34 protein-coding genes are annotated in these 25450 nt (G+C 35.8%); 3 read left to right on the forward strand and 31 right to left on the reverse strand.

Translation table 11 applies throughout. The features are described from left to right. The 13 genes from rplX to rpsJ are packed head-to-tail and all read right to left on the reverse strand — an operon-like array spanning position 1 to position 5402. Positions 1-231, reverse strand: coding sequence for a 50S ribosomal protein L24 (gene rplX / locus HUE88_RS11755; RefSeq protein ID WP_194369248.1), 231 nt, complete (start codon positions 229-231; stop codon positions 1-3). Continuing rightward, complete coding sequence (gene rplN / locus HUE88_RS11760; RefSeq protein ID WP_194369250.1) at positions 231-599, reverse strand: 50S ribosomal protein L14; 369 nt, start codon at positions 597-599, stop codon at positions 231-233. The genes rplX and rplN overlap by 1 nt, the downstream gene beginning before the upstream one ends. After that, on the reverse strand, positions 599-847 hold the full coding sequence (gene rpsQ / locus HUE88_RS11765) for a 30S ribosomal protein S17 (protein ID WP_194369252.1): 249 nt from the start codon (positions 845-847) through the stop codon (positions 599-601). Before rpsQ ends, rplN begins: the two co-directional genes overlap by 1 nt. Before the next feature lie 9 nt (positions 848-856). Continuing rightward, positions 857-1042: a 50S ribosomal protein L29 gene (gene rpmC, locus HUE88_RS11770; RefSeq protein WP_194366925.1), complete on the reverse strand. Its 186-nt coding sequence runs from the start codon at positions 1040-1042 to the stop codon at positions 857-859. After that, positions 1029-1454, reverse strand: a complete 426-nt coding sequence (gene rplP, locus HUE88_RS11775; RefSeq protein WP_194369254.1) for a 50S ribosomal protein L16 — start codon at positions 1452-1454, stop codon at positions 1029-1031. The genes rpmC and rplP overlap by 14 nt, the downstream gene beginning before the upstream one ends. 2 nt (positions 1455-1456) lie before the next feature. After that, positions 1457-2167 (reverse strand): 30S ribosomal protein S3, encoded by a 711-nt coding sequence (rpsC, locus tag HUE88_RS11780; protein ID WP_194369256.1) that lies wholly within the window; start codon positions 2165-2167, stop codon positions 1457-1459. A 1-nt stretch (position 2168) separates the two neighbouring features. Beyond that, positions 2169-2486 carry a 50S ribosomal protein L22 gene (gene rplV / locus HUE88_RS11785; protein WP_194366922.1) on the reverse strand — a complete coding sequence of 106 codons (318 nt, stop codon included), beginning with the start codon at positions 2484-2486 and terminating at the stop codon, positions 2169-2171. Positions 2487-2488: 2 nt separating this feature from the next. Then, entirely contained in the window at positions 2489-2764 is a 276-nt protein-coding gene (rpsS, locus tag HUE88_RS11790) for a 30S ribosomal protein S19 (protein ID WP_194369259.1), read from the reverse strand. Continuing rightward, positions 2764-3609, reverse strand: coding sequence for a 50S ribosomal protein L2 (gene rplB, locus HUE88_RS11795; RefSeq protein WP_194369261.1), 846 nt, complete (start codon positions 3607-3609; stop codon positions 2764-2766). Before rplB ends, rpsS begins: the two co-directional genes overlap by 1 nt. 1 nt (position 3610) lies before the next feature. After that, positions 3611-3892, reverse strand: coding sequence for a 50S ribosomal protein L23 (locus HUE88_RS11800; protein ID WP_194366919.1), 282 nt, complete (start codon positions 3890-3892; stop codon positions 3611-3613). Beyond that, positions 3892-4506, reverse strand: a complete 615-nt coding sequence (gene rplD, locus HUE88_RS11805; protein ID WP_194369263.1) for a 50S ribosomal protein L4 — start codon at positions 4504-4506, stop codon at positions 3892-3894. The genes HUE88_RS11800 and rplD overlap by 1 nt, the downstream gene beginning before the upstream one ends. After that, a complete protein-coding gene (gene rplC, locus HUE88_RS11810) occupies positions 4506-5081 on the reverse strand; it encodes a 50S ribosomal protein L3 (protein ID WP_194369265.1) in 576 nt (191 codons plus the stop codon). The genes rplD and rplC overlap by 1 nt, the downstream gene beginning before the upstream one ends. Before the next feature lie 9 nt (positions 5082-5090). Continuing rightward, entirely contained in the window at positions 5091-5402 is a 312-nt protein-coding gene (gene rpsJ / locus HUE88_RS11815; RefSeq protein ID WP_194369267.1) for a 30S ribosomal protein S10, read from the reverse strand. Between the two features lie 156 nt (positions 5403-5558). Between rpsJ and HUE88_RS11820 the strand changes: the two genes are divergently transcribed. Both HUE88_RS11820 and rnhB read left to right on the forward strand, forming a co-directional pair. Beyond that, positions 5559-6623, forward strand: coding sequence for an ATP-binding protein (locus HUE88_RS11820; RefSeq protein WP_194369270.1), 1065 nt, complete (start codon positions 5559-5561; stop codon positions 6621-6623). Between the two features lie 35 nt (positions 6624-6658). Next, on the forward strand, positions 6659-7213 hold the full coding sequence (gene rnhB / locus HUE88_RS11825; protein WP_194369272.1) for a ribonuclease HII: 555 nt from the start codon (positions 6659-6661) through the stop codon (positions 7211-7213). A 90-nt stretch (positions 7214-7303) separates the two neighbouring features. Here the strand turns inward: rnhB and HUE88_RS11830 are convergent, their stop codons facing one another. The 16 genes from HUE88_RS11830 to HUE88_RS11905 form a co-directional block, all read right to left on the reverse strand. Beyond that, positions 7304-8209: a DUF302 domain-containing protein gene (locus HUE88_RS11830; RefSeq protein ID WP_194369274.1), complete on the reverse strand. Its 906-nt coding sequence runs from the start codon at positions 8207-8209 to the stop codon at positions 7304-7306. Between the two features lie 37 nt (positions 8210-8246). Further along, the gene (locus HUE88_RS11835) at positions 8247-8681 is read right to left on the reverse strand and encodes a DsrE family protein (RefSeq protein ID WP_194369276.1); all 435 of its coding nucleotides are present in this window, start codon (positions 8679-8681) and stop codon (positions 8247-8249) included. Beyond that, complete coding sequence (locus tag HUE88_RS11840) at positions 8682-9062, reverse strand: thioredoxin family protein (RefSeq protein ID WP_194369278.1); 381 nt, start codon at positions 9060-9062, stop codon at positions 8682-8684. Positions 9063-9252: 190 nt separating this feature from the next. Beyond that, entirely contained in the window at positions 9253-10761 is a 1509-nt protein-coding gene (locus HUE88_RS11845; RefSeq protein ID WP_194369280.1) for an OprD family outer membrane porin, read from the reverse strand. Positions 10762-10790: 29 nt separating this feature from the next. Further along, positions 10791-12554: a thiosulfohydrolase SoxB gene (gene soxB / locus HUE88_RS11850; protein WP_194369283.1), complete on the reverse strand. Its 1764-nt coding sequence runs from the start codon at positions 12552-12554 to the stop codon at positions 10791-10793. A gap of 9 nt (positions 12555-12563) precedes the next feature. Beyond that, a complete protein-coding gene (gene soxA, locus HUE88_RS11855) occupies positions 12564-13328 on the reverse strand; it encodes a sulfur oxidation c-type cytochrome SoxA (RefSeq protein ID WP_194369285.1) in 765 nt (254 codons plus the stop codon). A 3-nt stretch (positions 13329-13331) separates the two neighbouring features. Further along, the gene (gene soxZ / locus HUE88_RS11860; protein ID WP_194369287.1) at positions 13332-13667 is read right to left on the reverse strand and encodes a thiosulfate oxidation carrier complex protein SoxZ; all 336 of its coding nucleotides are present in this window, start codon (positions 13665-13667) and stop codon (positions 13332-13334) included. Between the two features lie 130 nt (positions 13668-13797). Beyond that, the gene (gene soxY / locus HUE88_RS11865; protein WP_194369290.1) at positions 13798-14268 is read right to left on the reverse strand and encodes a thiosulfate oxidation carrier protein SoxY; all 471 of its coding nucleotides are present in this window, start codon (positions 14266-14268) and stop codon (positions 13798-13800) included. Positions 14269-14283: 15 nt separating this feature from the next. After that, on the reverse strand, positions 14284-14808 hold the full coding sequence (soxX, locus tag HUE88_RS11870) for a sulfur oxidation c-type cytochrome SoxX (RefSeq protein WP_194369292.1): 525 nt from the start codon (positions 14806-14808) through the stop codon (positions 14284-14286). Positions 14809-14904: 96 nt separating this feature from the next. Beyond that, positions 14905-15972 carry a sensor histidine kinase gene (locus HUE88_RS11875; RefSeq protein ID WP_229860080.1) on the reverse strand — a complete coding sequence of 356 codons (1068 nt, stop codon included), beginning with the start codon at positions 15970-15972 and terminating at the stop codon, positions 14905-14907. An 85-nt stretch (positions 15973-16057) separates the two neighbouring features. Continuing rightward, positions 16058-16711, reverse strand: coding sequence for a response regulator transcription factor (locus HUE88_RS11880; protein WP_194369296.1), 654 nt, complete (start codon positions 16709-16711; stop codon positions 16058-16060). Beyond that, on the reverse strand, positions 16708-17802 hold the full coding sequence (locus HUE88_RS11885; RefSeq protein WP_194369299.1) for a cache domain-containing protein: 1095 nt from the start codon (positions 17800-17802) through the stop codon (positions 16708-16710). The genes HUE88_RS11880 and HUE88_RS11885 overlap by 4 nt, the downstream gene beginning before the upstream one ends. 13 nt (positions 17803-17815) lie before the next feature. Next, positions 17816-18280, reverse strand: coding sequence for a DsrE family protein (locus tag HUE88_RS11890; RefSeq protein ID WP_194369301.1), 465 nt, complete (start codon positions 18278-18280; stop codon positions 17816-17818). Positions 18281-18345: 65 nt separating this feature from the next. Further along, positions 18346-19557, reverse strand: a complete 1212-nt coding sequence (locus tag HUE88_RS11895) for a molybdopterin molybdotransferase MoeA (RefSeq protein WP_194369303.1) — start codon at positions 19555-19557, stop codon at positions 18346-18348. Continuing rightward, a complete protein-coding gene (locus HUE88_RS11900; protein WP_194369305.1) occupies positions 19554-19991 on the reverse strand; it encodes a molybdopterin synthase catalytic subunit in 438 nt (145 codons plus the stop codon). The genes HUE88_RS11895 and HUE88_RS11900 overlap by 4 nt, the downstream gene beginning before the upstream one ends. Before the next feature lie 3 nt (positions 19992-19994). Next, positions 19995-20216, reverse strand: a complete 222-nt coding sequence (locus tag HUE88_RS11905) for a MoaD/ThiS family protein (RefSeq protein WP_194369307.1) — start codon at positions 20214-20216, stop codon at positions 19995-19997. A gap of 159 nt (positions 20217-20375) precedes the next feature. On the opposite strand from HUE88_RS11905, the gene HUE88_RS11910 reads away from it, so the two are divergent. Further along, the gene (locus HUE88_RS11910) at positions 20376-21026 is read left to right on the forward strand and encodes an MqnA/MqnD/SBP family protein (protein ID WP_194372659.1); all 651 of its coding nucleotides are present in this window, start codon (positions 20376-20378) and stop codon (positions 21024-21026) included. 1 nt (position 21027) lies between these two features. On the opposite strand, the gene HUE88_RS11915 is transcribed toward HUE88_RS11910, so the two are convergent. Then, positions 21028-23394 (reverse strand): EAL domain-containing protein, encoded by a 2367-nt coding sequence (locus HUE88_RS11915; protein ID WP_194369309.1) that lies wholly within the window; start codon positions 23392-23394, stop codon positions 21028-21030. A gap of 112 nt (positions 23395-23506) precedes the next feature. Then, complete coding sequence (gene glgB / locus HUE88_RS11920; protein ID WP_194369311.1) at positions 23507-25438, reverse strand: 1,4-alpha-glucan branching protein GlgB; 1932 nt, start codon at positions 25436-25438, stop codon at positions 23507-23509. Between the last annotated feature and the right edge of the window lie 12 nt (positions 25439-25450).

Raw genomic sequence — 25450 nt, forward strand, 5'->3', positions numbered from 1 at the left:
TTATGCCTCCACTTTACGAACATTTGAAACATCTATAGGCATCTCTTTATTGATATGTCCACCTTTAGTGTTCTCTTCAGTTGGTTTGATAGCTTTCTTAGCAACTTTACAACCCTCTACTATTACCTTGTTTTTCTTAGGTAATACTTCAAGTACAGTAGCTTTAGTTCCGCGATCATCACCAGCGATAATTTCTACAGTATCGCCTTTTTTGAAATTAAACTTTGCCATTAAACAACCTCCGGCGCGAGAGATACGATTTTCATAAATCCAGCATAACGTACTTCACGAGCAACAGGGCCGAAAATACGAGTACCAATTGGCTCTCTCTTGTCATCAAGTATAACAGCTGCATTATCATCAAAACGGATAAGAGAACCATTTTCACGGTGAACCTCTTTAGCAACTCTAACGATAACAGCTTTTACAACTTTACCTTTTTTAACTTTAGCAGTAGGTGTCGCTTTTTTTACAGAAGCAACAATAACGTCACCAACTGTAGCATAACGACGCTTTGAACCGCCAAGAACCTTGATACACATAATCTCTTTAGCACCTGTATTATCAGCTACATTTAGACGAGTAAAACCCTGGATCATTATTCTGCTCCCGATATTACTGTTTTAAGTCTAAAAGATTTAGTCTTAGAAAGTGGACGACATTCGATTGCAATAATCTCATCGCCCACTTTTACTTCATTACGCTCATCATGTACTAAGTACTTTTTGAAACGCTTTACAACTTTGTGGTAACGAGGATGCATTACACGACGTTCAACAAGTAAACTTACTGTTTTATCGCCTGAAATTTTTACAACTTTACCTTGAATTTCACGTTTATGTGTCATTGCCAGCCCCTATTTCGCTGCACTAAGTGCAGTGTTGATTCTAGCAACATCTTTTTTAGCGACACGAAGTTCGCTTGTGTTTTGTAGTTGCATCATCTGTTTTTTAATTTTTAAAGTAAAAAGCTCAGTCTTTCTAACTTTAAGCATTGCTTGAAGCTCTGCTACACTTTTATCTGCTAAATCAGAATATTTCATTGCTCATCTCCGCAGTAATTATTTTAGTTTTGAAAGGTAATTTGTGCAATGCAAGAGTTAATGCTTCACGAGCAAGTTCATGCGGAACACCGGCCATTTCAAATATAATACGACCTGGCTTGATATTCATAACCCATTGATCAACTGAACCCTTACCTTTACCCATACGAGTTTCTAAAGGCTTAGCAGTTAACGGTTTTGCTGGGAATACACGAATCCAAATCTTACCATTTCTCTTAATATGACGAGTAGCTGAAATACGAGCTGACTCAATCTGACGAGAGTTAATACGACCAGCTTCAACCGCTTTTAAAGCGATATCACCAAATGCTAGCGTAAAACCTGAACGAGCATAACCACGGTTACGACCCTTCATTACTTTTCTATATTTTGTTCTCTTTGGCATTAACATAATTAATCAGCCTTTCTCGGAGCACGCTTTGGACGACGCTCTTGTTTCTCTTGTTTGTCTTCTTGAACTTCAGCAGGAATACCTTTAGTAAGTACTTCACCTTTGAATATCCATACTTTAACACCAATACAACCATAAGTAGTATGTGCTTCAGCAAAACCGTAATCTATTTTTGCACGAAGTGTATGTAAAGGAACACGTCCCTCTAAGTACCACTCAGTACGAGCCATTTCAGCTCCACCAAGACGACCACTTACAGATACTTTAATACCTTTAGCACCGCTTCTCTGTGCATTTTGCATAGATTTTTTCATTGCTCTTCTAAAAGCAACACGACGCTCTAGTTGAGTAGCTATGTTTTCAGCAACTAACTGAGCTGAAGTTTGAGCTTTCTTCTCTTCTTTGATGTTTACAGATATCTGCTTACCAACAAGATTTTGAAGAGTAGTTTTAAGCTTCTCAATGTCCGCACCTTTTTTACCAATAATGATACCAGGGCGAGCAGCAACGATAGTTACACGAAGTCTCTTAACTGTTCTCTCTATAATGATGTTAGCAACACCAGCATAGTAAAGCTCTTTTTTCAAATATGTACGAATTTTGTGATCTTCACCTAAAGATGCTGCTGCAGTCTTAAAATCAGGGAACCAACGGCTCTCCCAATTGCGGTTAATACCAAGACGTAAACCAATAGGATTAACTTTTTGACCCATACTATTTACCCTCTACTTCTACTAAGATATGTGCTGTTGGTTTTCTGATTCCAGACGCCATACCACGAGCACGTGGACGGAAACGCTTAAGAACAGGACCATTGTCAACACGACATGATGTTACTGTACAATCTTCAGCTTCACTACCACTATTAGCAACTGCAGATGCAAGTACTTTATAGATGATTTTTGCTGCTTTGTTTGGTGTAAATTCTAAAGCTGCTAGTGCTGCTTCAGCATTCATACCTTGAATCTCTCTTGCTATAAGACGAGATTTGATTGGTGAAACACGGATGTATTTTAATAATGCTCTAGCCATGATTAACCCTTCTTCTGTACAGAGCCCTTATGGCCCTTAAATGTACGAGTTGGTGAAAATTCACCAAGCTTATAACCAATGTGGTTCTCTGAAATATGTACTGGAACAAATTGACGTCCGTTATGAACATTAAATGTTAAACCAACCATTTCAGGTATTACCATAGATCTTCTTGACCATGTCTTAATAGGTTTTTTGTTGTTTTCAGCTTTTGCTGCAACAACTTTTTTCATTAAATGGTCATCAATGAATGGACCTTTTTTTACTGAACGAGCCATTATCCTACCCTTTTCGCATTTGGTTTACGGCGAGTAATAATAAGTTTATCACTAGCTTTCTTACGGCGAGTTTTAGCACCCTTAGTCGGTTTACCCCAAGGAGTAACCGGGTGACGTCCTGAATTCGTTTTACCTTCACCACCACCATGCGGGTGATCAACTGGATTCATTGCTGAACCACGAGTTTGAGGACGAATTCCCATATGACGGCTACGACCAGCTTTCGCTATTACTATATTGCCATACTCTTCATTTCCTACTGTTCCAACAGTCGCTAAACACTCACCTAATACTAAACGCATTTCAGATGAAGGCATACGAAGTGAAACATATTTACCATCACGACCCATAATTTGAGCAGAAGTTCCAGCAGCACGACACATTTGTCCGCCCTTACCAGTCTTTAACTCAATATTATGAATAACTGTACCAACTGGGATACTTTTAAGTTTCATAGTATTACCAGGTTTAACATCTAGTCCAGACTCAGCAGACATAACTGAATCACCAACACTTAGACCTTTTGGTTGTAATATGTATCTTTTTTCACCATCAGCATATGTAACTAACGCAATACGACAGTTACGGTATGGATCGTACTCAATAGTGCTAACTGTACCTGGAATATCAAATTTATTTCTTTTGAAATCTATGATACGGTAAAGTTTTTTAGCACCGGCTTGTTTATGACGAGATGTGATACGACCATTATTGTTACGACCAGCGTGAGCAGGAAGCTTAACCAATAAAGAACGTACACTAGCTTTCGCTGTGATATCACCGCTGTCAACATTAGTATAAAAACGACGAGACGGAGTTACCGGCTTATAAGTTTTAATTGCCATGTTAAACCGCCAAACTTTCTATTTGTGCACCCTCAGGTAATTGAACATAAAACTTTTTGAAGTCATTTTGTTTACCTTGTACACCACGGAAACGTTTTGTTTTTCCGCTTTGATTAAGTGAGTTAACTCTTGATGGAACTATTCCAAAGTACTCACGAAAAACCTCTTTAAGACCTGTTTTAGTCATACGAGGAGATGTTTGAACAACTATAATTCCATCTTCTTGCATACCTAATGTCTTCTCTGTATATAGTATAGATTTAATATCTGTAATATCTGCCATTATTTAGCCTCACCTACAAGATTTTCCCATACCGCTTTTTCGATCACAAGTGAACGATAATTAGCAGCTAAGTAAGCATTTAATTCATTTGCTTCAACAACATAAGTTTGTGAAAGATTCTCAAATGCTAAAAATGTCTTCTCATCTAAGATAGACTTAACAATAAGTACATCTCTTTGATTTAAAGCTTTAAACATTGCATTTGCATCTTTAGTTTTACCAGATGCGATTTCAATGTTGTCAACAATAAAAAGTGTACCGTTTTGTGCATGCTCGTTAAGAGCAAAGTTAAGAGCAAGTTTCTTTTGCTTTTTATTAACTTTAAGATCATAATTACGGTTGTTATTAGGACCAAATGCCTTACCACCACCCACAAAGATAGGAGAACGACGTGAACCAGCACGAGCGCGACCGCCACCTTTTTGAGCCCATGGTTTCTTACCACCACCTCTAACTTCTGCACGAGTTAATGCTTTTGAGCTATTTGCTCTCATTGCAGCTTGTGCCGACTTTACATACAGGTATAAGTTATGAGGATTAATACCAGAAAAACTCTCTGGTAATGCTAACTCAGATGCTTTTTCCATTTTTTCATTTAAAACGATTGCGCTCATTATTTAGCTACCTTTACACGACCTAATGAACCATTAGCTCCAGAAACTGAACCAGAAACCGCAATGATTTTGTTTTCAGCATCGTAAGAAACGATTTCATTTTTCACGCTATTTTGTACATTTCCGTATTGTCCAGGCATTTTCTTACCCTTCATTACACGGCCTGGCCACTCTGCCATACCGATTGAACCTGTTCTACGACCAAATCTATGACCGTGTGATGCAGGACCACCAGAGAAATTCCAACGTTTCATAGCACCAGAAAAACCACGACCTTTAGTAGTAAAAGTAGATCTTAAAACTTTAGCTTCTGCTAAAGGAGTAAAATCTAAATCTCCAGCTTCAGTGTTAGCTACTTCCATAGTAACTAAACGGTTAAACTCAGATGAAAGGTTATATTTCTTTTGCTGACCTTCAATTGACTTATTCATTTTTTTACCGCGATTGTAAGCAACAATTGCAGTACCTTCATTAACTTCACATACTTTAGCATCTAAAACTCTTAAAAGAGTAACAGGTTTACTAGGAACCGTGATAGTACGGCTCATACCGATTTTTTCAACAATATATTCCACGATGACCTCCTACTTGTCCATAGAGCGAACTTCAACGTCCACTTCAGGTGCAAGATCTAGTTTCATAAGAGAATCTACAGTTTCTGGCGTAGCAGAAACAATATCAATTACTCTAGCATGCATACGAATTTCAAATTGCTCACGTGAACTTTTGTTAATGTGTGGCGATTTTAAAACTGTGTATTTACGAATCTTTGTTGGTAAAGGTATCGGACCACGAATTACCGCGCCTGTACGCTTTACAGCCTCTACGATTGATGCCACTGATCTATCAAGAACACGATGATCATAAGCTTTCAATTTTAAACGAATTTTTTCCATGTATTTCCCTCTAAAGAACTCGTCAGGTCTAGCCTAACTATATTAGTGAAGTGGAATTGTACCCAAACGTCTTAAGATATTCAAGGAAATATGGGGTAAATATTGATTTTATTCTAAATTTATTTCCTTTTAATAAGGAAATGATAAAATTGCAATATGGAAATATTACTAGAAGAGTTATACAAAACAGATATAAATTTAGATAAATTTCATTATAGAAAAGTGTTTTTAGACGATTTGAGCTATCAAATCAATGGTATTTCCCAAAGTGGAAAAACCAAATTAGTAAAAAATTACCTTTCAAGTCTAAAAAAAAGCACTTACTTATATATAGATTGTAATGATATACGGATAGATTTTGATGAATTAAATAAAAATCTACCTATTTTTTGCAATAAATATAAAATTAACACCTTGGTTTTGGACAACTACATAGAAAAAATAAAAATTGTAAATGTTCCTCAGCTAATTACATGTAGTGAAATAAATTATACTCTTGATTATTTAGAAACTCTACAACTTTACCCTCTTGATTATGAAGAGTTTTTAGCATATGAACATAAGTATGATTCTACGGCACTAAATCACTTCTTTCAGCTTGGTGCGTTTCCGTCAATGCATAAAGTCAACAGCGATGAGCGCAATATGTACATCCAAAAAACATTAAAGTATGCACTCGATGAGATGGAACTTGATATTTTAGTATTTTGCGCAAAGATGATTGCACAGAAAATATCTCCTTTTTCTATATATGAGAGACTCAAACAGACAAGAAAGATTTCAAAAGATAAACTCTATAAATCTTTTGAGACCCTAAGTTCTAAAAAATATATTCATCAGCTAGAAAAAACAAACCACGCAAAGGCAACGAAAAAGATATATTTATGCGATATATCTTTAAAGTCTGCCCTTACAATAGATAAAAACTTTGCCAGACTATTTGAGAACATGATATATTTAGAGTTACTAAAATCAGATATAGAGTGTTTTTATGATGATGGCATTGATTTTTATCTTCCTCAAAATGATGAAGTTATATTGGGGATGCCGTTTGCGGATGAGAGAACACTATTTAAAAAGATGGAAGCTATTGAGGCTTTTGTATTTACACATCAGATTAAAAAAGTGACCGCAGTTACTATGAGCAGAGAGGGTAGTGTGAGCCATCCACTCTCACATGTAGAGATGATTCCATTTGACATATGGGCCATTGGCGATTAGGCTATGCTTAGATACAACAATAAAAAGGGAAAATAATGTTTGGAAAATTATGCGGAATTGATGAGGCGGGTCGTGGTCCTATTGCCGGAGATTTGGTTATGGCTGGGTGTATTTTAAACCTACATGTAGAAGGGCTGAATGATTCAAAGAAACTTAGTGAGAAAAAAAGAGAATTTTTGTATGAGTTAATTGTTAAAGCATCATCTTTTCATATAGTTAAGTTTTCCCCTAAAGAGATTGACGAGAATGGCATATCTGTGTGTCTTAAAAGAGGACTTCAAGAGATTATGAAAAACCTTGAATGCGAAGAGTACCTTTTTGACGGAAACTCCAACTTCGGTGTTAGCGGTCTTCCTACAATGATAAAAGCGGATGGCAAAGTTGCAGAAGTCAGTGCTGCTTCCATCCTTGCAAAGGTGACACACGATAGAGACATTATGATAGAAGCTAAAAAATATCCACAGTATCAGTTTGAGAAACATAAAGGGTATGGAACAGCTCTACATGTAGAGATGATTAAGAAGCATGGGTATTGTGAAATTCATAGAAGAAGTTATAAACTCAAAGCTCTTGAGCCATCGTTGTTTTAGTCACTATTTGAGAAAAAGTTTGGAATGACGATGCTTTCGTCACCCTGAACTTGATTCAGGGTCTAGCTGAGTAATTAGTTTGTTTAGCTTCTACTCTGTTGCTTCAACAAGGATAGACTCAAATTGCTTTTGAGCTTTTAATAAAACATCTGTAGCTTCTTTATTCTCTACATGTGCGCTGCTCATCCAGTTATGAACTGCTGGAAAGCCAAGAACAATCTTGTCTTCATCTTTTTTCTTATATACCATTAGACTACAAGGAGCAAATGCTGCTGCTTCTGGTCTAGTTAGTGAAACAGTGTATATAACAGGAAGTTTACATATAGATATTGTTTCATAAAAGTCGTACGGACTATCAGTTAAAGATTTATTAACATCTAGTCTGCTTGGCACTACAAATCCGTTTAGCTGGAAACCATTATTCAAGCTCATTGACAAATTTTCTCTAGCTTCTGCCAAATCTCCTCCATCCAAATTCAGCTCATACTTGGTTATAAGCGAGTTCTCCTCTTTTAAAGAGTCTTCACTAAGTTTGTTAGTAGAGTTTGGTAATGATTTACTTAAAACAGCTAAAACCTCTTTTTCTAGGCTTTTAATAAGTTCATCGTCAAACCCAAGTATTTTTGCCTGAGCATCTGCTGTTAATACCGATACATGTAGAGTCTCTTCATCATTCCCTTGGTAAATACCTACACCCATTGGCATAAAAACACCAAAGTCAGGATATTTTGCAACTAAATCCATAGATATTTTTTTATGATAAACAGTAAGAAGGGTAAACACCTTAAAGCTTGTCTTTTTGAACTGGATCATAAACGGCTTGTTCATATTAGAGTTTACGCCTATGCCAAATCCTGCATCAACAAACGCTTTTTCAATTTGTTCAGTTGTAATTGAACCATCTTTATTATTTACATCAAACAGATGCAAATCACCTTTTGCCGACAACACAGATACACTTAAAAGTGCAATAATTAAACTAACGATTTTTTTCATTTTTTTTCCTTTGATTTTAATTTAAATAAATGCTTGTTTATGGAACAATATTTACCCACCCATCTTTAACACGCTCTATCATCTCAACAATACCTGCTGTAACTATCTCAGTACCCTCAATAAGCTCATCATCTTTTATCCCCTTGGTTCTCATGGTGTTGGCACATGCCACAAACTCTACATTTACCTGCATCATCGCATCTATACGCGAAGCTATAGCTTTTTCTTTTTTTAGCAAGGCTCTAATTCCATGGTAGTAAGCGACAATTCTCATATTGACATTTTCAGGTCCATAAAACTTGAGCACATTGTTAGCACTGCTTAACACATGATTTATCTCTTCATCATCTGCACTCTTTATAGAAAGCACTATTTTTCTTGGCTCTACTATTGAAGGGGCAGGTTCTGCAAACTCAGTGTCTCCAATCACAAAAGAGGTACTGAGTAACAATACAAGTATAAATTTAATCATCTACTCTCCTCTGATATTTTTAGTTAAGTCTTTGAAATCTTCTATATTCCAAGAACCAGGTATAGTTTTAACTATCTTTTTATTTTTATCTAAAAAATAAAAAGTCGGTGTCATTTTCACTTCAACATCCAATGGCATCTTCTCGGTATCCAAGTTTATTTTGACCGGTATAAAACGCTCTTGGAGCCACCGAGACATCTCCTCATCGGCAAAAACATTTTTATCCATCTTTATACAATACTGGCACTCTGTTCTTATAACATCAACCATTATCACCTTAGAGCTTTTCTCTTGCAACTTTAGAGCATCTTCATAAGTATGCCACTCTATTGCAGACAAGTTAAAAAAACAAAACAATAAAACCATAGAAACTTTTATCATAACTCAACTTTCACTCTATATATAAATTAAAAAGCCTACTATACATAAACTTTATAATTTATACCTTTAAATTATTTTGGCACTCCAAAAAAGTTATATGGTAGTAGCACACACTTTTTTAGAACTTTCTTTAACAAAACAGGAGAGAATCACAAAGAAATGCACCAAAGGAAATTTTTCAAACCACCTCCTAGAAGAGGTAGTTTAATTCAAAACGGTACTCATTGTAAGAGTCTTTGTCAGTACTTCCTGAGATACGATCATCAGCACTAATTAAACCTATACGAAGTTTCGCTTCTAAACCAGTTGCAACTTTTTTAATAAAATCCATGTGTAAGATATTGCTATCTGCTTGAACTCCGCCAGCTTGTTTATCTTCATCAAAATTTTGTATTGCGTAGCGAGCCATTGCAGTAAACCCTGGAATCATGTTTGCTTTTCCAAAGTCATATTTAACTTCTGCAGCAGTAGTTTTAGTGTTTGCTCTCCAGTTATACTGAGCCATTGCACGAGTATATCCGCCAGTTGGAAAACCTCTCCACGGAGCTACGATATCACCCTCATCAGCTACAGCTGAATAAGCAATTTGAAACTTTAATGGACCTTGGTTTAAAACCAAACGAGCCATAGTAAGTGAACTGTCTAAAGAGTCACCATCTTTGTAGCCACTAGCTGTAGCATTAGCTGCAGTTACTGTTCCACTTAAGCTTGCCCCACCAATTTCACCGGCACCTTTATCCATTTGTTGCATGTGACGAATACCAGGAGTCAAAGAGAAGCCTCCAGGTAAATTTATTTTGTAGTTTATCTCACCAGTGATTGATGATATAAGACCAGGAACTGAACCATAAGTCAAATCTAATTGAAGATTCTCAATTGACTTATTACGAATATCTGCAACTATTAATTCATTTTCAGCCTTACCTACAGCATTTAATTTAATAAAAGTTAATCCTTTATGAACACCAGCATCATCATTATTTGCCCATTTATCTGCATTTGCTGTAGTGCCATTTGCTGTTCCAAATGCAATTACATCATGGAAAGTAGTATGGTCACGAAGCTTTTGTGCTGTAAAATATGCTGCACGAATTGTTGTCTTTGGAATCTCTTTCATCTCAACACTGTAACCCTCAAAAGTGTTTGGTATCATTTTTGTGTCATTTGATTTTGTTAAAAACGACTCAAATATTTGACGACCAACTTTAAAAGTTGTTTTAGAGATGTCGTACTGTAAGTAAGCCTGTCCTAAAACAGTCATTGACCAGTCACCATCAGCATCAACATTACGGCGGCTGAAAGTATCTTTACCAGCTTTTGTAGCTCCAACATCAGCATTATCATCACGAAGAGCTGAAAAAGGGCTGTTAGCATAGTAAAGAGCAGCAGTAGCACTTACACCTGAGAGTGGTGCTGTTTTATAAATAATACTACCCCCAAGACCAAATGCTTTATTATCTTTATTTGAAGCAGTATCTGCTGACTTCCAGTCCCATCTAAAAGCATTCATTCTTAAACGACCGTAGAATACACCATTTGCAAATGCTTCTGTAATATTGTTAGCACTAGACGGTAGTGTGTTATACACCTCCATCATGTTACCTTTTAGTTGACGCTTTGGTTTTGCATCATCTGCATTAGCTGAACTTGCTAGTAAACATGCTGCCGCTGCTATAGCACTTATTTTTAGTATTTTCATTTTAATTCATTTTTTTTTCAAGTGGAAGCTTATGAACAGCTTCTTGAACCCTCAACAGGGCAACCGCAATCGTAATCAACCAAAGTAACATTACCCTCGTTACTTACGTCAACAACTTTTTGTTTTTTAATATAATCTCTTGTAACATCGTAAACTGCTCTGATTTTATCTTTTTGAAGATTTTCACCAGCATTTTGTAAATTCCCACCCCAAGAAGAGACAACATATGTCTTCTCTAAATCAATTGGTTTACCACCAACTGTAAGCTTAGAGATTCTCTCTCCAGCTTTGTTTGCTACGGCTATACTATATGTTATACCGCCTAAACGGCTCATATCGCCACCTTGTTGGTAAAGTGGATTTGCATTGAAAACATTATCTGCAATATCTTCTAAAAGAGTAGCAATCCTTTTACCTTTTAGCTCAAATGTATACACATTCGGATATGTGATTCCACACATCTCATATACATTATCCATTAAAATATCATCACCTGCTAAAACAGTTGTTCCCCATCTATACCCAGGTGTAAATGAGATATCACACTTCATCTCATCCATAATTGCATCATTTATCAACTGATCGAAAGTTGAGAAAAATGTATCTCTTTTATAAAGTGTATTTTTAGTTTTACCTAACACTTCATTAAACTCTGAAGCAAATGGAGCATAAAGCTCATCTACCAACTTAACACCTTCTGGATCAGCCGGTATCATATTTGATGCGATTGGGATAAGTTTATACTCATAATCAATAACTTTACCATCTTTAGCATCAACATCTAAACGTCCAATATACTTACCATGACTTCCGGCAATTACAATAACAGTTCCGTTAATTGTAATAGGCTTAGGAGAAGGGTCATGAGTATGTCCGCTTAAGATAAAGTCTATACCATGAACCTGACGTGCAACTTCTTGATCAACACTAAATCCATCATGTGACAAAACAACAACACAATCAACTTTATGCTCTTTTCTAAGCTCATCAACATACCCTTGAAGTGTTTCAAGTCTAAGACCAAAACTCCACCCTTGTGTAAACTCTTTAGGGTTTGCAGTTGATGTAAATGGAAAAGATTGTCCAATAATACCAATCTTAGCTCCACCTTTTTCTTGAATCGTATATGGCTCAAATATCAACTCTTCATACTCATCCGAAAATGAATCGTCACCGACTATATTTTGCGAAATAAACTTAGCATCAAGCATCTCTATAAGCTCTTTAACACGCTCTTTTCCATAAGTAAACTCCCAGTGTCCAACCATTACATCAACACCTAAGTAGTTTTGCGCTTTTACAATAGCTTCACCCTTAGTTTTTAATGCAACGCCTGTACCTTGCCAAGTGTCTCCAGAGTCAAGAAAAAGAACATTTTCTGCTCCTCTCTCACCTCTGATATGTTCAAGAACAGTTTTTATATGAGCGATACCACCCATTTTACCAAACTTTTTAGCCAGAGTGTCAAAGTCCATATGTGTATCAAAATATGCATCTAATGAACTAGGCTCTAAACCATAATGTTTAGCAAAAGCTTCTCCACATAAAAACCCCGGTGTCCCAACCAAATTTGGAGCAGAGATTAGAGTAGATGGCTCTCTCCAGTATAACGGCTTGATATGTGCATGTAAATCACACATATGAAGCAGAGAAAAGTTACCTGTCGCCTTAAAATCATAAATATCTTTCAGCGATATTTGAGCTGGTGTTTTTACCGATGCACTTCCTGCAGTGGCAGCACCTAAACCAAATATTGCTGCGATATGCATAAAGTCTCTTCTAGAAATTTCCATTATAAATCCCTATCTTTTTAGTCCAGGTATAGCAATGGCTTTACCTTTTGCTTTATCTGTAATATACACTTCAAGTGCAACCATCTCAGGTGAACCGATTGGAATAACAGCTAAAAGTGCATTTTTCATACACCCTTGAAAACGGCGCTGAAGTGTTCTTAAAGATGACTTAGTCATTCTGTATGCCGGCCAAGTACCGCCTGCATTTTGAGCACCTAAATCCGGAAGTGGCTGAGTTCTTAAAACAGAACCGATAACATCAGGACTATGGCAGCTTAGACATGAAAGACCTCTTCCACCTCTTTTAGTATCAAATGTTTTTTGACCTAAAGCGAATGCCTCTTTCATCTGCTTGTTTGCATTTACATCTATGTTTATCTCTTGATCATTTGCTAATGATTTTGTATATGCAAGCATATTAAACATATCTTTGCTTTTTAACGCATAAGGTTTTTGTCCTGCATCAGACATCATAGCTTGAAGTACTTGGTCAAGACCAACAACCATATCAAATTTCTCTATATAACGTGGAAAGCCGGCTATATATTTTGGCAAATCATCTTCACTTACACCTAAATATTTAGCAAAGGCAACACTTCCGCCTATTTTCTCTAGTAGTTCGCCACCACTCTCAACCATAATATCGGCTGGGTTGTTTTCCAACATTTCTGCATACATTGCACGGTCAGCATCACTCATAGCAAACTGTTCACCACCAAAAGAGAGTGATGATAAAAGCGCCACTGACAATACTATTTTAGTTGCTGTTTTCATCGATTATCCTTTTGGCTTTATCTTTGTACTTTTTTCATTCACTTCACCGCTGCTGTCTGTATAGGTTACTTTTAGCTCTCCACTTCCGTTAATCTTCATGTATGTTGTAAATACTGGATTTACAGAGAGTGTCTCCCATACTTTCATAGTTGTTATAACCTTCCCGTTATACTCAAACTTTACATCATTAATATATAGAGCAGGAATAACCTCTTTTGTTTTTTTGTCTTTACGTAATCCTGTTTCCATAGGATGCATAACCATAAAACTTACCTTAACAACTTCGCCATCTTTATATTTTTTTGGCTTAATCTTAATTAGTGCTTGACTTTTTCCCATTTTTTATCCTTTATTACTGTTTTAAACGTCTATCTGAGTAAAAACCCAGTCTGACTATGCTAGCCGCTGCGGCGCTAAAGCTAACCTCTTTAGAGGTGGAGCAACCTTACATCTATCTACTGGTTTAAAATCAACCACATCCACCGATAGTAACTTTTACACTTTGAGCAGCACTTAAAAAGGTTCCATCGCTTAACTCTACTAAAGCTGCAACTTCTTGAGTTTGACCAAGTTTAATACGTGTTGCAAACATAGCCTTTCCGTTATCTGGAGTCAAAAACACATCAATACAGCGGGTATTGCCATTTTTTGTTGCAAAAATATGTATAGCTTTTACATAGTCAGAATCTGTCATAGGACTATCAACTGTTACTGTCACAGGAACAACTGCTCCGTTCTCAGCAATTTCTGGAACCTTCAACTCAACCTTTGAAGATACAACAACAGGTTTACCGCCTGTTACTACCTCAACTGCCTGCTGATATGAAAAATCATTCGGCCCTTTTGTTTTTTTAGCATCTGCTGCAAAACTTATAGCTGGAGCAACAGCAGTAACAGCTGCAACCGTACCTAGTTGTTTAAAAAAGTCTCTTCTTTGCATTTTTATTTCCTTGTATTATTTTGGAGACACGATATATGAAGTAATATCACATATTTCTCTTTCGTTGAATAACTTAGTCGTTAAATTAACCGTCATGTGTGTTGTTGCATTATCAACTCTAGGGTCTGCAATCTTTTGATATACAAACTGGTTGTCTCTCACATTTGTTGCCATAAACATAGCGTTGTAGTTGCTTAAATCGGGACCGATATTTCCTGCACCTACAGCGTCTTCTATATTGTGACATGCTACACAGTTACCATACTGCTTATTGTTGCCTTTTTCATCTTTTTTACTTAGACCTGCAGGAGCATCCCCTTTAACTTTTCCACCATTTAGATTATGGAATATAAAAGCACCTCTAGCAATAGCATCTTTGTCGGTTGATATACATCCAGCAGGCATTGTGTAAACTGTTGCTGGCGCCAGTAGATCACTATCTATTATTTTACTTGCGTTTGGACTCTCTATTACACTACTGTAATCAGTAGCTAATAGTGAAGCTCCAACTAGTAATGACACCATAATTGTTTTCTTCATTTGTCTTACTCCTTAGTTGTTTCAGTGGTAAGTTTAACTGCTAAGTGTAAAATTTGTATAAAATGTGGGAAGTTTTTAGAAAGAATGTTACTTAATTCAATTTAGTGTAACAATTGTTGTGGGAAACTTGTATGTAAAAGTGCTCCCTCTTTTGGGCATAGAGTCAATAGTAAGCTCAATACCAGCCTTGTCTATGATTGATTTGACAATATTCAAACCTATACCAAAGCCGCCAGTCTGGTTACTCTCACGATAGTAGCGGTTAAATATTTTATCCACATCCTCTATACCGATGCCGTAATCTTTAAAAGATAAAAAGCAGATGCCATCTTGTACAAATAAATTTACCTCTATTGTACTTTTCTCATAAGAGTACTTGATTGCGTTTGAAATATTGTTATCAATCACCCTTTGAAACTGTTTTGTGTTCATATATAGAGAGATATTATTCTTAATATTACTGCTAAGCGTAATATTTTTCATTTGAGCAACTTCTAAGAAGTAATCTATTCGCTCTTGTAAAAACTCCGCCATGTTAATTGACTCTTTTTCAAAATCCAATCTGTCGTACTTAATAAGGTAGTCCATGTCATTATAGATGTTAGACAGAACTTTAGCTGCGGCTTTCATTCTTTGCAGATATTTGTTTGGAGTATGCTTTCTGTTATAAAGGTCAATATTTACATTTATTATAGACAAAGGGGTATTTATCTCATGAATAGAGTCTTTTATAAAATTGTCCAGTTTTTTATTTACCTGCTTAAAAGGTTTTGCAAAGCGATTTAAAAAAAGAAAGCTTAGAGCAAAAACCAATATTGCAATTGAGAGTAAAATAAACATAGACTTTTCATAAACTTCAAAATATGACAATCTGTTTTTTATAACTAAGTAATCGGCACCAAAATACTTTCCTGCCGGTAGTTTTGTTATAAGATATGCATCTTTATCATCTACATGGTACCCCTCTAGAAAATATTTTATTGGCTTTTCTATTAGAGAGAATATTGGTTTTTGCTGATAATCGTAAAGACCCGACTTAAATGTTTGAAATCTCGGATACTCAAAATATTCATCATCTTGAGTATGCTCTTGCATCATCTGCACAACAAGATATGATTGATTTTTCAAATGCAGTTCATTTTGTACGCCATACAAATTTTTCATATGAACAGTGTAAAAGAACAGTGGTGCTAAAAGAATTATTGTTATTAAGACAGTATAAATATATGCATACTTTAGTCCGTATCCGTCATCGTTCAATTATATACCCCAACCCTCTTCGATTTTGCACTATAGACTCTGGAAGTTTTTGCTTTAAGTTATTCACCTGCACTCTTATAGTTGCTGGTTCAACATACTCTCCCCATATTTCATCCTGAAACATCTGCATTGACACAACAGAGTTCTTATGTTTTATTAAAAGTTCTAAAATATCTTTTTCAGCTTTTCTAAGGACTACCTCTACTTCCTTACATGTAAGCTTCCCTTTTGTCATGTCATAAGAAATATCACTATTTAGAGCTACAACTTCACTATCATCAAGATAGTGGCTTGTGTATGCCTGCTTTATTCTAAGCTCTAACTCAAAAAGATCAAAAGGTTTACGAATATAATCACAGCAACCTCTTTTGTACCCCTCTTTTAAATCATTCATATCTATCATTGAGGTTAAAAAAATTGCAGGGGTTTTATGACCATCTTTTCGTATAGATTTTAAGAGCTCAAATCCATTCATAGTCGGTACATTAACATCTAAAAGCAGAATGTCATATGATTTAGAATAGATAGCATCGTAAGCTTCTTGTCCGTCAGAGAAATCATCAACCTCATACTCTATATCTTCTAAAAACTCTTTAACACTTACTCTCAGCGAGTACTCATCTTCTAATAGTAAAATTCTCATCTTATTTTTCCATCAACTTTTTTAATGATTTTTTGTTCTAAAATTATTTGGATAAGCTCATCTTTAGAATATTTATCTAATCTCTCTTTAGCTATCTCCAAATACTTTCTCTTATCCTCTTTAGAAGTAATATCTTTAAGTGAGAGTAGTGATCTAATATCAATACTCTCACTTAAAACATTTCTATACTGGTGTTCTTTAGTGATATCATAGAGGTTATTTCTAGTCATATTGATAAGAAAAGAGACCTCGTCTTTTGGTTCTTTGAAATATTCCAAATACTTTTTGTCTAAAACAAAGAGAAATATACCTATTGACTCACCCTCTGCATTTTTCATATTTTCATAAAATATATATTTATCATCTTTAAGCAATATGCGGTTTGTTTTAAGTTTTTTAAAATCTATATTATTGAGCATTTTCATATTGTTGTGATTATAATTTCTATTTGAAATTATATACTTCTCTAAAGTGATGTTCTCCTGCATAAAAACAGATATATCAAAATACTTATCATCCATCAAAACATATAAGTCAATACCCATATTCTTAAAAAAACTAGTAATTGAATCAAAAAAACTAATTATCTCTACAAATCCTAGAAGTATCTCATCTTTATATATAGGAACTGTTGTTTTTATACTCAACATCCTACCTACCTCTATGGAGGTGCGGGGAGTCTTATGAGTTTGGAAATACTTAAGGTCTGTTCTATACTCTTCTAATGGCATACCTACATATGTATTGTCCCAACTTCTGGAAAATATATTATAATCTGCGGTAATTATCTGCGTTCTAATTACAATATTTGTATTCTCTTTGATGCTATTCATAATGTCTGAGAGTATTTTATAACCTAAATCTTCATCATCATTTTCAAGAGCATTTATAAGACCTTCATTTTTGGACAAAGAGATGGCGATTTTTAAAGAGTTTATTTTTTCATTTTTAAGTTGAGATTCGAGTGTCAAAAGGGATTTGTCGAGAATGTAGTCAATTTTTTGCTCTTTAATCGTATCTCTGAAGTAGATAATCAGAAGTACTATAGCAATAATAATAAAAGTAAATATCGGTACTAGTTTTTTTAACATGTAAAAAAATTATTTATTTGACTGGAACATAAGCAAAACCATTATTTTGAGTATCTATCAGCCCTATCATAGCATTTGGGGTAAGTTCCACAAAATCGTACATATCTTCTTTTTTGATTGAATGCTTCTCCATGCCGGATTTGCATATTAAGAACTTAACATTATATGTCTCACTCAGTGATTTAACCCTTAGGGCAAGCTCATTTTGCTCTTTTAAAAGCTCCTTGTCATCTTTATATTCAGAAGATGCTACATCTTTTAAAAAAAATCTATAAGCACCTCCATGTATGACCGCTACTACTTCAAGCTCTTTAAACTTGCCCTCATAGTATGCTTTATTTTTTGCTACGCCACTTATGACACTCTGTTTAAACTTTCCTATGTCAGACGTAGTTACATCAAGAACCAGTTTATATATATCTTCATCAGCTCTAAGTAAACCTAAAAAAATGGTAACTATAATAATAAATTTTTTCATTTTCAACTCTTTAATATAAAATAATTTCAACGAGTATATCAATATAATGTAAAATATATATAAAACTAAAAACTATCGAGTAAAATTACATTTACAAAAGTACCTTCTGACAAATTGCCATCTTCTTCGCCAGCAACCATTAAGGCACTTGAATCTAGCAAGTTATTCAGTATTGCCGAACTGCCAACTTTCTTATTTTTAAAATTTACAAAATACTCACCATCTTCTACTACTACATTACAAGCGGTAAACTCTGTTAACTTGCTTCTTTTGTTGAACTCTTCACTAAGTTTTGCCTCTACAGTTTTATAAGCAGAGTCACGTCCAAGCATTTTAGCTATCAGTGGTAGAACATAAAGAATTGACACTACTGTTGAAGAGTATGCAAAACCTGGAAGTGCTAAAACAAACTTCTCTGCTCTTTGCGCAACTAAGATATGCTTCCCAGGTTTAATAGCTACACCCTTATAGATTACCTCTGCACCAAGGCGAGGGACAATATCTTTGACAAAATCATAATCTCCGACACTCACGCCACCCGTGCTCACCAATATGTCGGCACACGAGAGGGCATTTTCAAATGTTTTCATAATTGAGTCTCTGTCATCACCGACCGTTCCAAGCTGAATAACCTCTGCTCCCGCCTGCTCAAAAAGAGCGCAAAGAGTATAGTTGTTTGAGCTTCTTATTTGTGATGGATTGGTGCTGTTGACCCCAAGATCTAAGATTTCACTCCCTGTTGAGATTACTGCCACTCTGGGTTTAAGTGCAACCTTCACCATTACCTTATTGAGTCCAGCCATAACACCAATCTGAGCAAAGCCAATCTTTGTACCTTTTTTAATAAGTACGTCTCCGGCTCTATACCCTTCACCAATCGGTCGAACAGATGAGCCAAGAGGGACTTTTTCATCAATAGTTATTTTTCCGTCATTTACAGTTACATTCTCAATCTGAATAAGTGTGTCTGACCCCCTAGGCATCATAGAACCTGTAAATGTTTTGATGCACTCTCCACTTTTTACAACTCTTGTCTCAGCATGTCCTGCAGGGTTACTCCCCAGTATGCTTATCTCATCGCTATCTAAATCAGCATGAATAACAGCGTAGCCGTCCATTGAAGCGGTAGCAAACTGAGGGTCGTTGAACTCTGCAACAATATCTTCTGCTAAAACTCTGCCAAGAGAGCAACTCAGTGGCAAATTTTCATGCCTAGCTGAATTCACCTCAAGTAAATCCAACATATTTTGGCTTGTTTCGTATGATAATAAACTCATGACAATATTCCACTCCCTTTTATTGCAGTTGATCTCTCAAGTGCATAAATTCTCTCGCCGTTTTTCAAATCATACTTCCAAATAGGGGCTGATGCTTTAAAATCCTCAACAAATTCATCTATAAACTCTAAAGCAACTCTGCGCTTTGGAGAGAAAACTGCCGCGATATAAGATGACTCATGAAGCATAACATCTCCCTTGGAGTGAGCCATTTTTATAATAGCCCCCTTAGCCTCTGCTTTTTCTTCCCAAGCCTTGAACCAAGAGTTTAAAATAGGCTCATATAAATCAAAACTCAGTCCGTCGATATCATCTTCGCTTCTAACAGTTCCGACAAAAGGGATATACGCTCCGTAATTACTTGTCGCCTCTTGCTCGTACCACTCTTTTAAAATTGTAGGTACATCCAACGCTCCCTCATACAAATATAACACTTGTCAACCTCCGCAAACAGGTGGAAGAAGTGAGACTTTATCACCATCTTTTAGTGAAAAGTCGCGGGAACTTACAAGTGTGTCATTTACAGCTACTGCTGAATTTTCCAGCCACTTTTGCATATCTTTGTCATCTTGAAGTATATTTGCTAATTCGCTTAAATTTGTTATCTCTAACTCTAAAGGCTCTTTTTGCATTGGTCCTAAAAATTCCACTCTTACCAAAATATTTCCTTAATTTTATTTCACACCCTCAAGGGGCACCTAGTAAAATGAAATAAACTGCCCACTTTATTTATCCGCAAAATGATAATTTATTAGTGCGATTATATCAAAATAAGCTAAGGCATGTATAATTTCAACAATATAATTTTGGAGCAAAATGTGGTTTTTGGCAAAATAGAGTATTTAAATCTTTTACCGTTTCACGTATTTATGAAACAATTCACAAAAAGTAGCCAACAAAGTATCAGTATGCACTATAAACGCGGTGTTCCCTCAAAAATAAATAAAGATTTTACTTCACGCAGAGTAGACGCCGCTTTTATCTCAAGTATAGGTGCAAAAAAATACTCACATGTAGAGTTGGGAATCATTGCCAAAAAAGAGGTTTTGAGTGTTTTGGTTATTCCACATGTAGAGAGTGTTAGTGATGCGGCGTCTGCAACTTCGAATGTTTTAGCTAAAGTTTTAAATGTTCGCGGAGAGGTTATTATAGGTGATAAAGCTCTTAAATATTATCTGCAAAACAAGCCACATGTGGACTTAGCGCAAGAGTGGAACAAAAAATACAATTTACCCTTTGTCTTCGCACTTTTATGTTTTCATAAAGATAAAAAACTTTACAAAAGCATACAAAAAAATTTCCTAAAACAAAAAATAAAAATTCCGCAATATATCTTAAAACAGGCATCTCTGCGAACAGATATCTCACAAAAAGAGATATTAAACTACCTAAAATATATATCTTACGAACTTGATGCAAAAGCAAAAAAAGGGCTTATGAAATTTTACAAAGAGGCTAAAAACTTTTAGACTACTGATATGAAATTATAAATTTCTTCGTCTCTTCACTAGGTATTGGTTTTGAGTAGAGGTACCCCTGAATTTCAACACAACCATTTTCATACATAAACTCCTTTTGCTCTTTTGTCTCAACACCTTCGGCAATCACCTTCATATTAAGGTTTTTTGCCAGAGCAATAATTGTTTTAACTAAAACAACATCATCTTTATCACCGGGAATTCCCCTTGTGAATGATTGATCTATTTTCAATTTACTGACAGGCAAGCGTTTTAAATAAGAGAGCGAAGAGTAACCTGTTCCAAAATCATCAATTGATATTTCTATGCCCAACTCTTTTAGTATATTTAACTTTTTAATTGACACCTCAGGATTTGTCATTAAATCACTTTCAGTTATTTCAAATGATAAATATTTTTTGTCTATGCATCCGCAATCATCTATTATTGTCTGAATGGCTTGTATAAAATCGTCCTGATGTAGTTGTTTCATTGCAAGATTTAAAGATAGCTTCCCCGGATTTAAACCCTCTTTATACCATTGTGCTACCTGAGCTATTGCCATTTTCATGACCAACCTGTCAAGCTCGACAATCATACCTGTCTCTTCAGCCAAGGGGATAAACTTGAATGGTGGAATAAGCCCTTGTGTCGGGTGTTCCCATCTAACCAAAGCCTCTAGTCCAATCAAGACATCTTTATCGTTTGAGGTATCAATTTGTGGCTGATAGTAGACCACAAACTCTTCATTCGCTATTGCTTTTCTTAAATCACTTTGCATAAGAACTTTACTCATAGCAATTAGTGTCATCTCAGGAGAATAGAATTGAAAATTATTTCTCCCCTCCTCTTTTGCTTTATACATAGCACTGTCAGAATACTTTTGTAAATCATGTATATCACCAGAGTCTTTAGGATACATGCTAATCCCTATGCTAGCTGATATATATAGAGTATGCTTCCCAATAAATATTGGCTGTTTTGCACCTTGAATAATATTCTCTGCCAATTCATAAACTGCCTCTAAGGATTGTACATTTTCTAACACTACTGAAAATTCATCTCCTCCAAATCTAGCCAATGTATCATCTTCATGAATTATATTTTGAAGTCTGCTGCTAAATATTTTTAAAACTTGGTCTCCAATTTTATGTCCCAATGTATCATTGATCTGCTTAAACTGGTCAAGATCTATAAGCAGTAGAGCAAACTCTTCATCATGATGCTTGGCTTTTTGGATTGCATGTTCTAGTCTGTCTTCTAACAAAAACCTATTTGGCAGATTGGTTAATGCGTCATAATTAGTTTGGTACTCTAAAACCTCTTTTTGTTTTTCCACTTTAGTTTCTAGTGTTTTGGCATGTGTTATATCAACAATAATCTGAAGCATACCGGATACACTATTTTCATTACTTTTTATTGGACTCAGTGAATACTGCGCCGTAGTATTTAAATCTTTGTCAGTCAAAATATAATCTTCTAAAACTTCACCATTTAAAATTGATTTGCAGATTGGGCACTCATTTTCATTAATACTTTTTGGGTGAAACAGCTTATGATTTCTTGAACCTATAACAGAAGATTCTTCTTTGCCGAACATCTCTAATGCAACTCTGTTTGCTTGTCTTACTGTCCCTTTTTTATCTACAACAATTACCGGGTAAGGAATAACATTGTAAGTAGTAGCACTCTTTTGCATTAGAGCGAATGGCTCTTCTAAAGATGTTTTAAGAATAGCTTGCAGCAGTATCCAAAATGATAAAAATTTAAATATATGCCCAGCAAGATTCATTACTCCATATACATCAGTATAAAGAGCGAAAGAGGCCTCTGCAAGAATGGTCAAAATTACGCTGTATTGCATAGCTTTTCTAATTACTGCACTAAATTCGTTGGCATATTTTTTATTAAAATAAAGTGTCACAAGTAAAATAAAAATTATAAAGTATTCAAGTCCTATTTTTAAATCCGTTAATCCTTCTCCTTCAATAAACATCTCAGGAGGAAAGTTCATAGCTACAACAATAATAATACTTGTAATTATAAAAAATAGCAGTGTGAGATTAAAATTTTTGTACTCTCTATATCGCATAAAAGGAGCTGTTAGTAATATGGAAGCTTCAAAAAGGCGAGTAAATACCCAAAAAGTTATTGATGTATTTGAATCATATATCTCATAAATATTCATTCCCATATACGTCTGCGTATGCAATACATCTAAAATAGCAATCCAAAAATAGCCTAGCCCTATAAATAGCAAATATCTGTTTTTTGTAAAAGAGTATGTATAGTACGTTATTAATGATATGCCCAAACTTACAAAAACTGCAAAGTACTCGGCAAAAGAGTGAAAGGCAAGGTAGTGCGCACCTATTCTCATAGATACAAGCAACACTATTATCAGTAGAGGTATTATCCATGCAATATATACGTGACTTAGATATCTAAACAAAACCTATTCCCCCACTTTTTTTAATAAAATCATATAATGATTATAACTTATTATTCACCATTTTAAGATATATCACACCCAGAGGTGGAAGCGTTACATGTAGCATGTGTTTACGTCCGTGATGCTCTTTTGCTTCTGTTTTTATAGGGTTTTCATTAGTAATACCCCAACCATCAAACTCTGCTGACTGCGAGTTAAAAATCTCTTTATACACCCCTTTTTTAGGAACTCCAATAGGGTAATCTACATGCGTCTTATCTGAAAAATTACAAATCACTATAACCGCTTTATCTTTTTTAGAGCCTTTTCTAATAAAACTAATAACATTAGCCTGATAGTCATTCTCATCAATCCACTCAAAACCCTCTACCTGCACATCGTTTTTGTGTAGAGATGGCTCCTCTATATAAAGTTTGTTAAGACTCTTTATTATAGTTTGGATACCTCTGTTTTGCGGGTTCTCAAGCAGGTGCCAATCAAGACTTTGCTTGTAGTTCCACTCACCAAACTGGGCAAATTCACCACCCATAAAAAGCAGTTTCTTTCCGGGGTGTGCAATCATCAAAGCAAACAGAGCTCTAAGGTTTGCAAACTTTTGGTTATTGTCCCCAGGCATCTTGTTTATCAAAGAGCCTTTTAGATGGACAACCTCATCGTGACTTAGCGGTAAAGTGTAGTTTTCATTATACATGTAAACAAAACTAAAAGTGAGCTGGCTGTGGTAGTGCTGGCGGTAAATAGGGTCATTTTTCATATATTTCAATGAATCATGCATCCATCCCATATTCCACTTGTAGCCAAACCCTAAACCTCCCTCATCGACCGGACGGCTGACCATAGGGTATGCAGTTGCCTCTTCAGCAAAGGTCATAATGTCACTAAACTCACCGTAAAGACTTGTGTTGAGTTGCTTAAGAAATTTTATTGCACCAAGGTTTGCATTACCTCCATGCTCATTTGCTATCCACTCCCCATTTTCACGTCCAAAATCAAGATAGAGCATTGAAGATACTGCGTCAACACGGATACCGTCAATATGGTATTTATCCAGCCAAAACATTGCAGAACTGATTAGAAATGCACGAACTTCATTACGCTCATAGTTGAAAATTGCACTTTTCCAATCTGGATGGTACCCTAAGCGTGGATCTTCGTGCTCATAAAGGCAAGTTCCGTCAAAGTTCATAAGACCATGCCCGTCGGTCACAAAATGTGAAGGGACCCAGTCAAGGATTACACCGATTCCATACTCATGCATAACATCAACAAAACTCATAAAATCCTGAGGTGTTCCATAGCGTGCCGTTGGGGCGAAATACCCTGTTACCTGATAACCCCACGAACCCTCAAAAGGGAATTCAGTAATTGGCATCAACTCTACATGTGTGAAATTCATCTCACACAGATACTCTGCCAACTCTATGGCTGCTTCACTATAAGTTAAAGGGCGGTTTGACTCCTCAACCTTACGTCTCCATGAACCTAAATGAACTTCATAAATAGAGATAGGAGCTTTGTGGGAGTTGTTTTTATGGCGTGATTTCATCCACTCTTTATCTCTCCACTTGTAATCCTCTATGCTCCATACACGTGATGACGAGTTTGGGGCAACCTCTGCATAAAAGGCATATGGGTCAGCTTTATCCGGGTTTGCATTATCGCCATCGGTAGAGATATGATATTTATAAGTTGTACCCGGCTCTACATTTTGGATAAAGCACTCCCAAATTCCAGACTCGTCATCTCTCATTTTTAGAGGGTGCGAATGAATGTCGTATTGGTTAAAATCACCGCGAAGCGTCACCCTTTTTGCATTTGGTGCCCAGAGTGCAAAGTAAGCACCTCTCTGCCCTTCTCTCTCCATAAGATGTGAACCTAATCGCTCATAGAGCTTTACATGTGTCCCCTCTTTAAATAAATAAATATCAAGTGTGCTAAAGCGGCTTATATCATAATAAATAGGATATGTCATTGTCTACTCCTA

Origin of the sequence: Candidatus Sulfurimonas baltica, assembly GCF_015265455.1 — a bacterium.
Lineage (GTDB): Bacteria > Campylobacterota > Campylobacteria > Campylobacterales > Sulfurimonadaceae > Sulfurimonas > Sulfurimonas baltica.

What these genes read in the sequence shown, in the direction of transcription:
- rplX (WP_194369248.1), bottom strand. Translation starts at nt 231, where the DNA reads ATGGCAAAGTTTAATTTCAAAAAAGGCGATACTGTAGAAATTATCGCT.
- rplN (WP_194369250.1), bottom strand. Translation starts at nt 599, where the DNA reads ATGATCCAGGGTTTTACTCGTCTAAATGTAGCTGATAATACAGGTGCT.
- rpsQ (WP_194369252.1), bottom strand. Translation starts at nt 847, where the DNA reads ATGACACATAAACGTGAAATTCAAGGTAAAGTTGTAAAAATTTCAGGC.
- rpmC (WP_194366925.1), bottom strand. Translation starts at nt 1,042, where the DNA reads ATGAAATATTCTGATTTAGCAGATAAAAGTGTAGCAGAGCTTCAAGCA.
- rplP (WP_194369254.1), bottom strand. Translation starts at nt 1,454, where the DNA reads ATGTTAATGCCAAAGAGAACAAAATATAGAAAAGTAATGAAGGGTCGT.
- rpsC (WP_194369256.1), bottom strand. Translation starts at nt 2,167, where the DNA reads ATGGGTCAAAAAGTTAATCCTATTGGTTTACGTCTTGGTATTAACCGC.
- rplV (WP_194366922.1), bottom strand. Translation starts at nt 2,486, where the DNA reads ATGGCTAGAGCATTATTAAAATACATCCGTGTTTCACCAATCAAATCT.
- rpsS (WP_194369259.1), bottom strand. Translation starts at nt 2,764, where the DNA reads ATGGCTCGTTCAGTAAAAAAAGGTCCATTCATTGATGACCATTTAATG.
- rplB (WP_194369261.1), bottom strand. Translation starts at nt 3,609, where the DNA reads ATGGCAATTAAAACTTATAAGCCGGTAACTCCGTCTCGTCGTTTTTAT.
- HUE88_RS11800 (WP_194366919.1), bottom strand. Translation starts at nt 3,892, where the DNA reads ATGGCAGATATTACAGATATTAAATCTATACTATATACAGAGAAGACA.
- rplD (WP_194369263.1), bottom strand. Translation starts at nt 4,506, where the DNA reads ATGAGCGCAATCGTTTTAAATGAAAAAATGGAAAAAGCATCTGAGTTA.
- rpsJ (WP_194369267.1), bottom strand. Translation starts at nt 5,402, where the DNA reads ATGGAAAAAATTCGTTTAAAATTGAAAGCTTATGATCATCGTGTTCTT.
- HUE88_RS11820 (WP_194369270.1), top strand. Translation starts at nt 5,559, where the DNA reads ATGGAAATATTACTAGAAGAGTTATACAAAACAGATATAAATTTAGAT.
- rnhB (WP_194369272.1), top strand. Translation starts at nt 6,659, where the DNA reads ATGTTTGGAAAATTATGCGGAATTGATGAGGCGGGTCGTGGTCCTATT.
- HUE88_RS11830 (WP_194369274.1), bottom strand. Translation starts at nt 8,209, where the DNA reads ATGAAAAAAATCGTTAGTTTAATTATTGCACTTTTAAGTGTATCTGTG.
- HUE88_RS11835 (WP_194369276.1), bottom strand. Translation starts at nt 8,681, where the DNA reads ATGATTAAATTTATACTTGTATTGTTACTCAGTACCTCTTTTGTGATT.
- HUE88_RS11840 (WP_194369278.1), bottom strand. Translation starts at nt 9,062, where the DNA reads ATGATAAAAGTTTCTATGGTTTTATTGTTTTGTTTTTTTAACTTGTCT.
- HUE88_RS11845 (WP_194369280.1), bottom strand. Translation starts at nt 10,761, where the DNA reads ATGAAAATACTAAAAATAAGTGCTATAGCAGCGGCAGCATGTTTACTA.
- soxB (WP_194369283.1), bottom strand. Translation starts at nt 12,554, where the DNA reads ATGGAAATTTCTAGAAGAGACTTTATGCATATCGCAGCAATATTTGGT.
- soxA (WP_194369285.1), bottom strand. Translation starts at nt 13,328, where the DNA reads ATGAAAACAGCAACTAAAATAGTATTGTCAGTGGCGCTTTTATCATCA.
- soxZ (WP_194369287.1), bottom strand. Translation starts at nt 13,667, where the DNA reads ATGGGAAAAAGTCAAGCACTAATTAAGATTAAGCCAAAAAAATATAAA.
- soxY (WP_194369290.1), bottom strand. Translation starts at nt 14,268, where the DNA reads ATGCAAAGAAGAGACTTTTTTAAACAACTAGGTACGGTTGCAGCTGTT.
- soxX (WP_194369292.1), bottom strand. Translation starts at nt 14,808, where the DNA reads ATGAAGAAAACAATTATGGTGTCATTACTAGTTGGAGCTTCACTATTA.
- HUE88_RS11875 (WP_229860080.1), bottom strand. Translation starts at nt 15,972, where the DNA reads ATGAAAAATTTGTATGGCGTACAAAATGAACTGCATTTGAAAAATCAA.
- HUE88_RS11880 (WP_194369296.1), bottom strand. Translation starts at nt 16,711, where the DNA reads ATGAGAATTTTACTATTAGAAGATGAGTACTCGCTGAGAGTAAGTGTT.
- HUE88_RS11885 (WP_194369299.1), bottom strand. Translation starts at nt 17,802, where the DNA reads ATGTTAAAAAAACTAGTACCGATATTTACTTTTATTATTATTGCTATA.
- HUE88_RS11890 (WP_194369301.1), bottom strand. Translation starts at nt 18,280, where the DNA reads ATGAAAAAATTTATTATTATAGTTACCATTTTTTTAGGTTTACTTAGA.
- HUE88_RS11895 (WP_194369303.1), bottom strand. Translation starts at nt 19,557, where the DNA reads ATGAGTTTATTATCATACGAAACAAGCCAAAATATGTTGGATTTACTT.
- HUE88_RS11915 (WP_194369309.1), bottom strand. Translation starts at nt 23,394, where the DNA reads ATGAGAATAGGTGCGCACTACCTTGCCTTTCACTCTTTTGCCGAGTAC.
- glgB (WP_194369311.1), bottom strand. Translation starts at nt 25,438, where the DNA reads ATGACATATCCTATTTATTATGATATAAGCCGCTTTAGCACACTTGAT.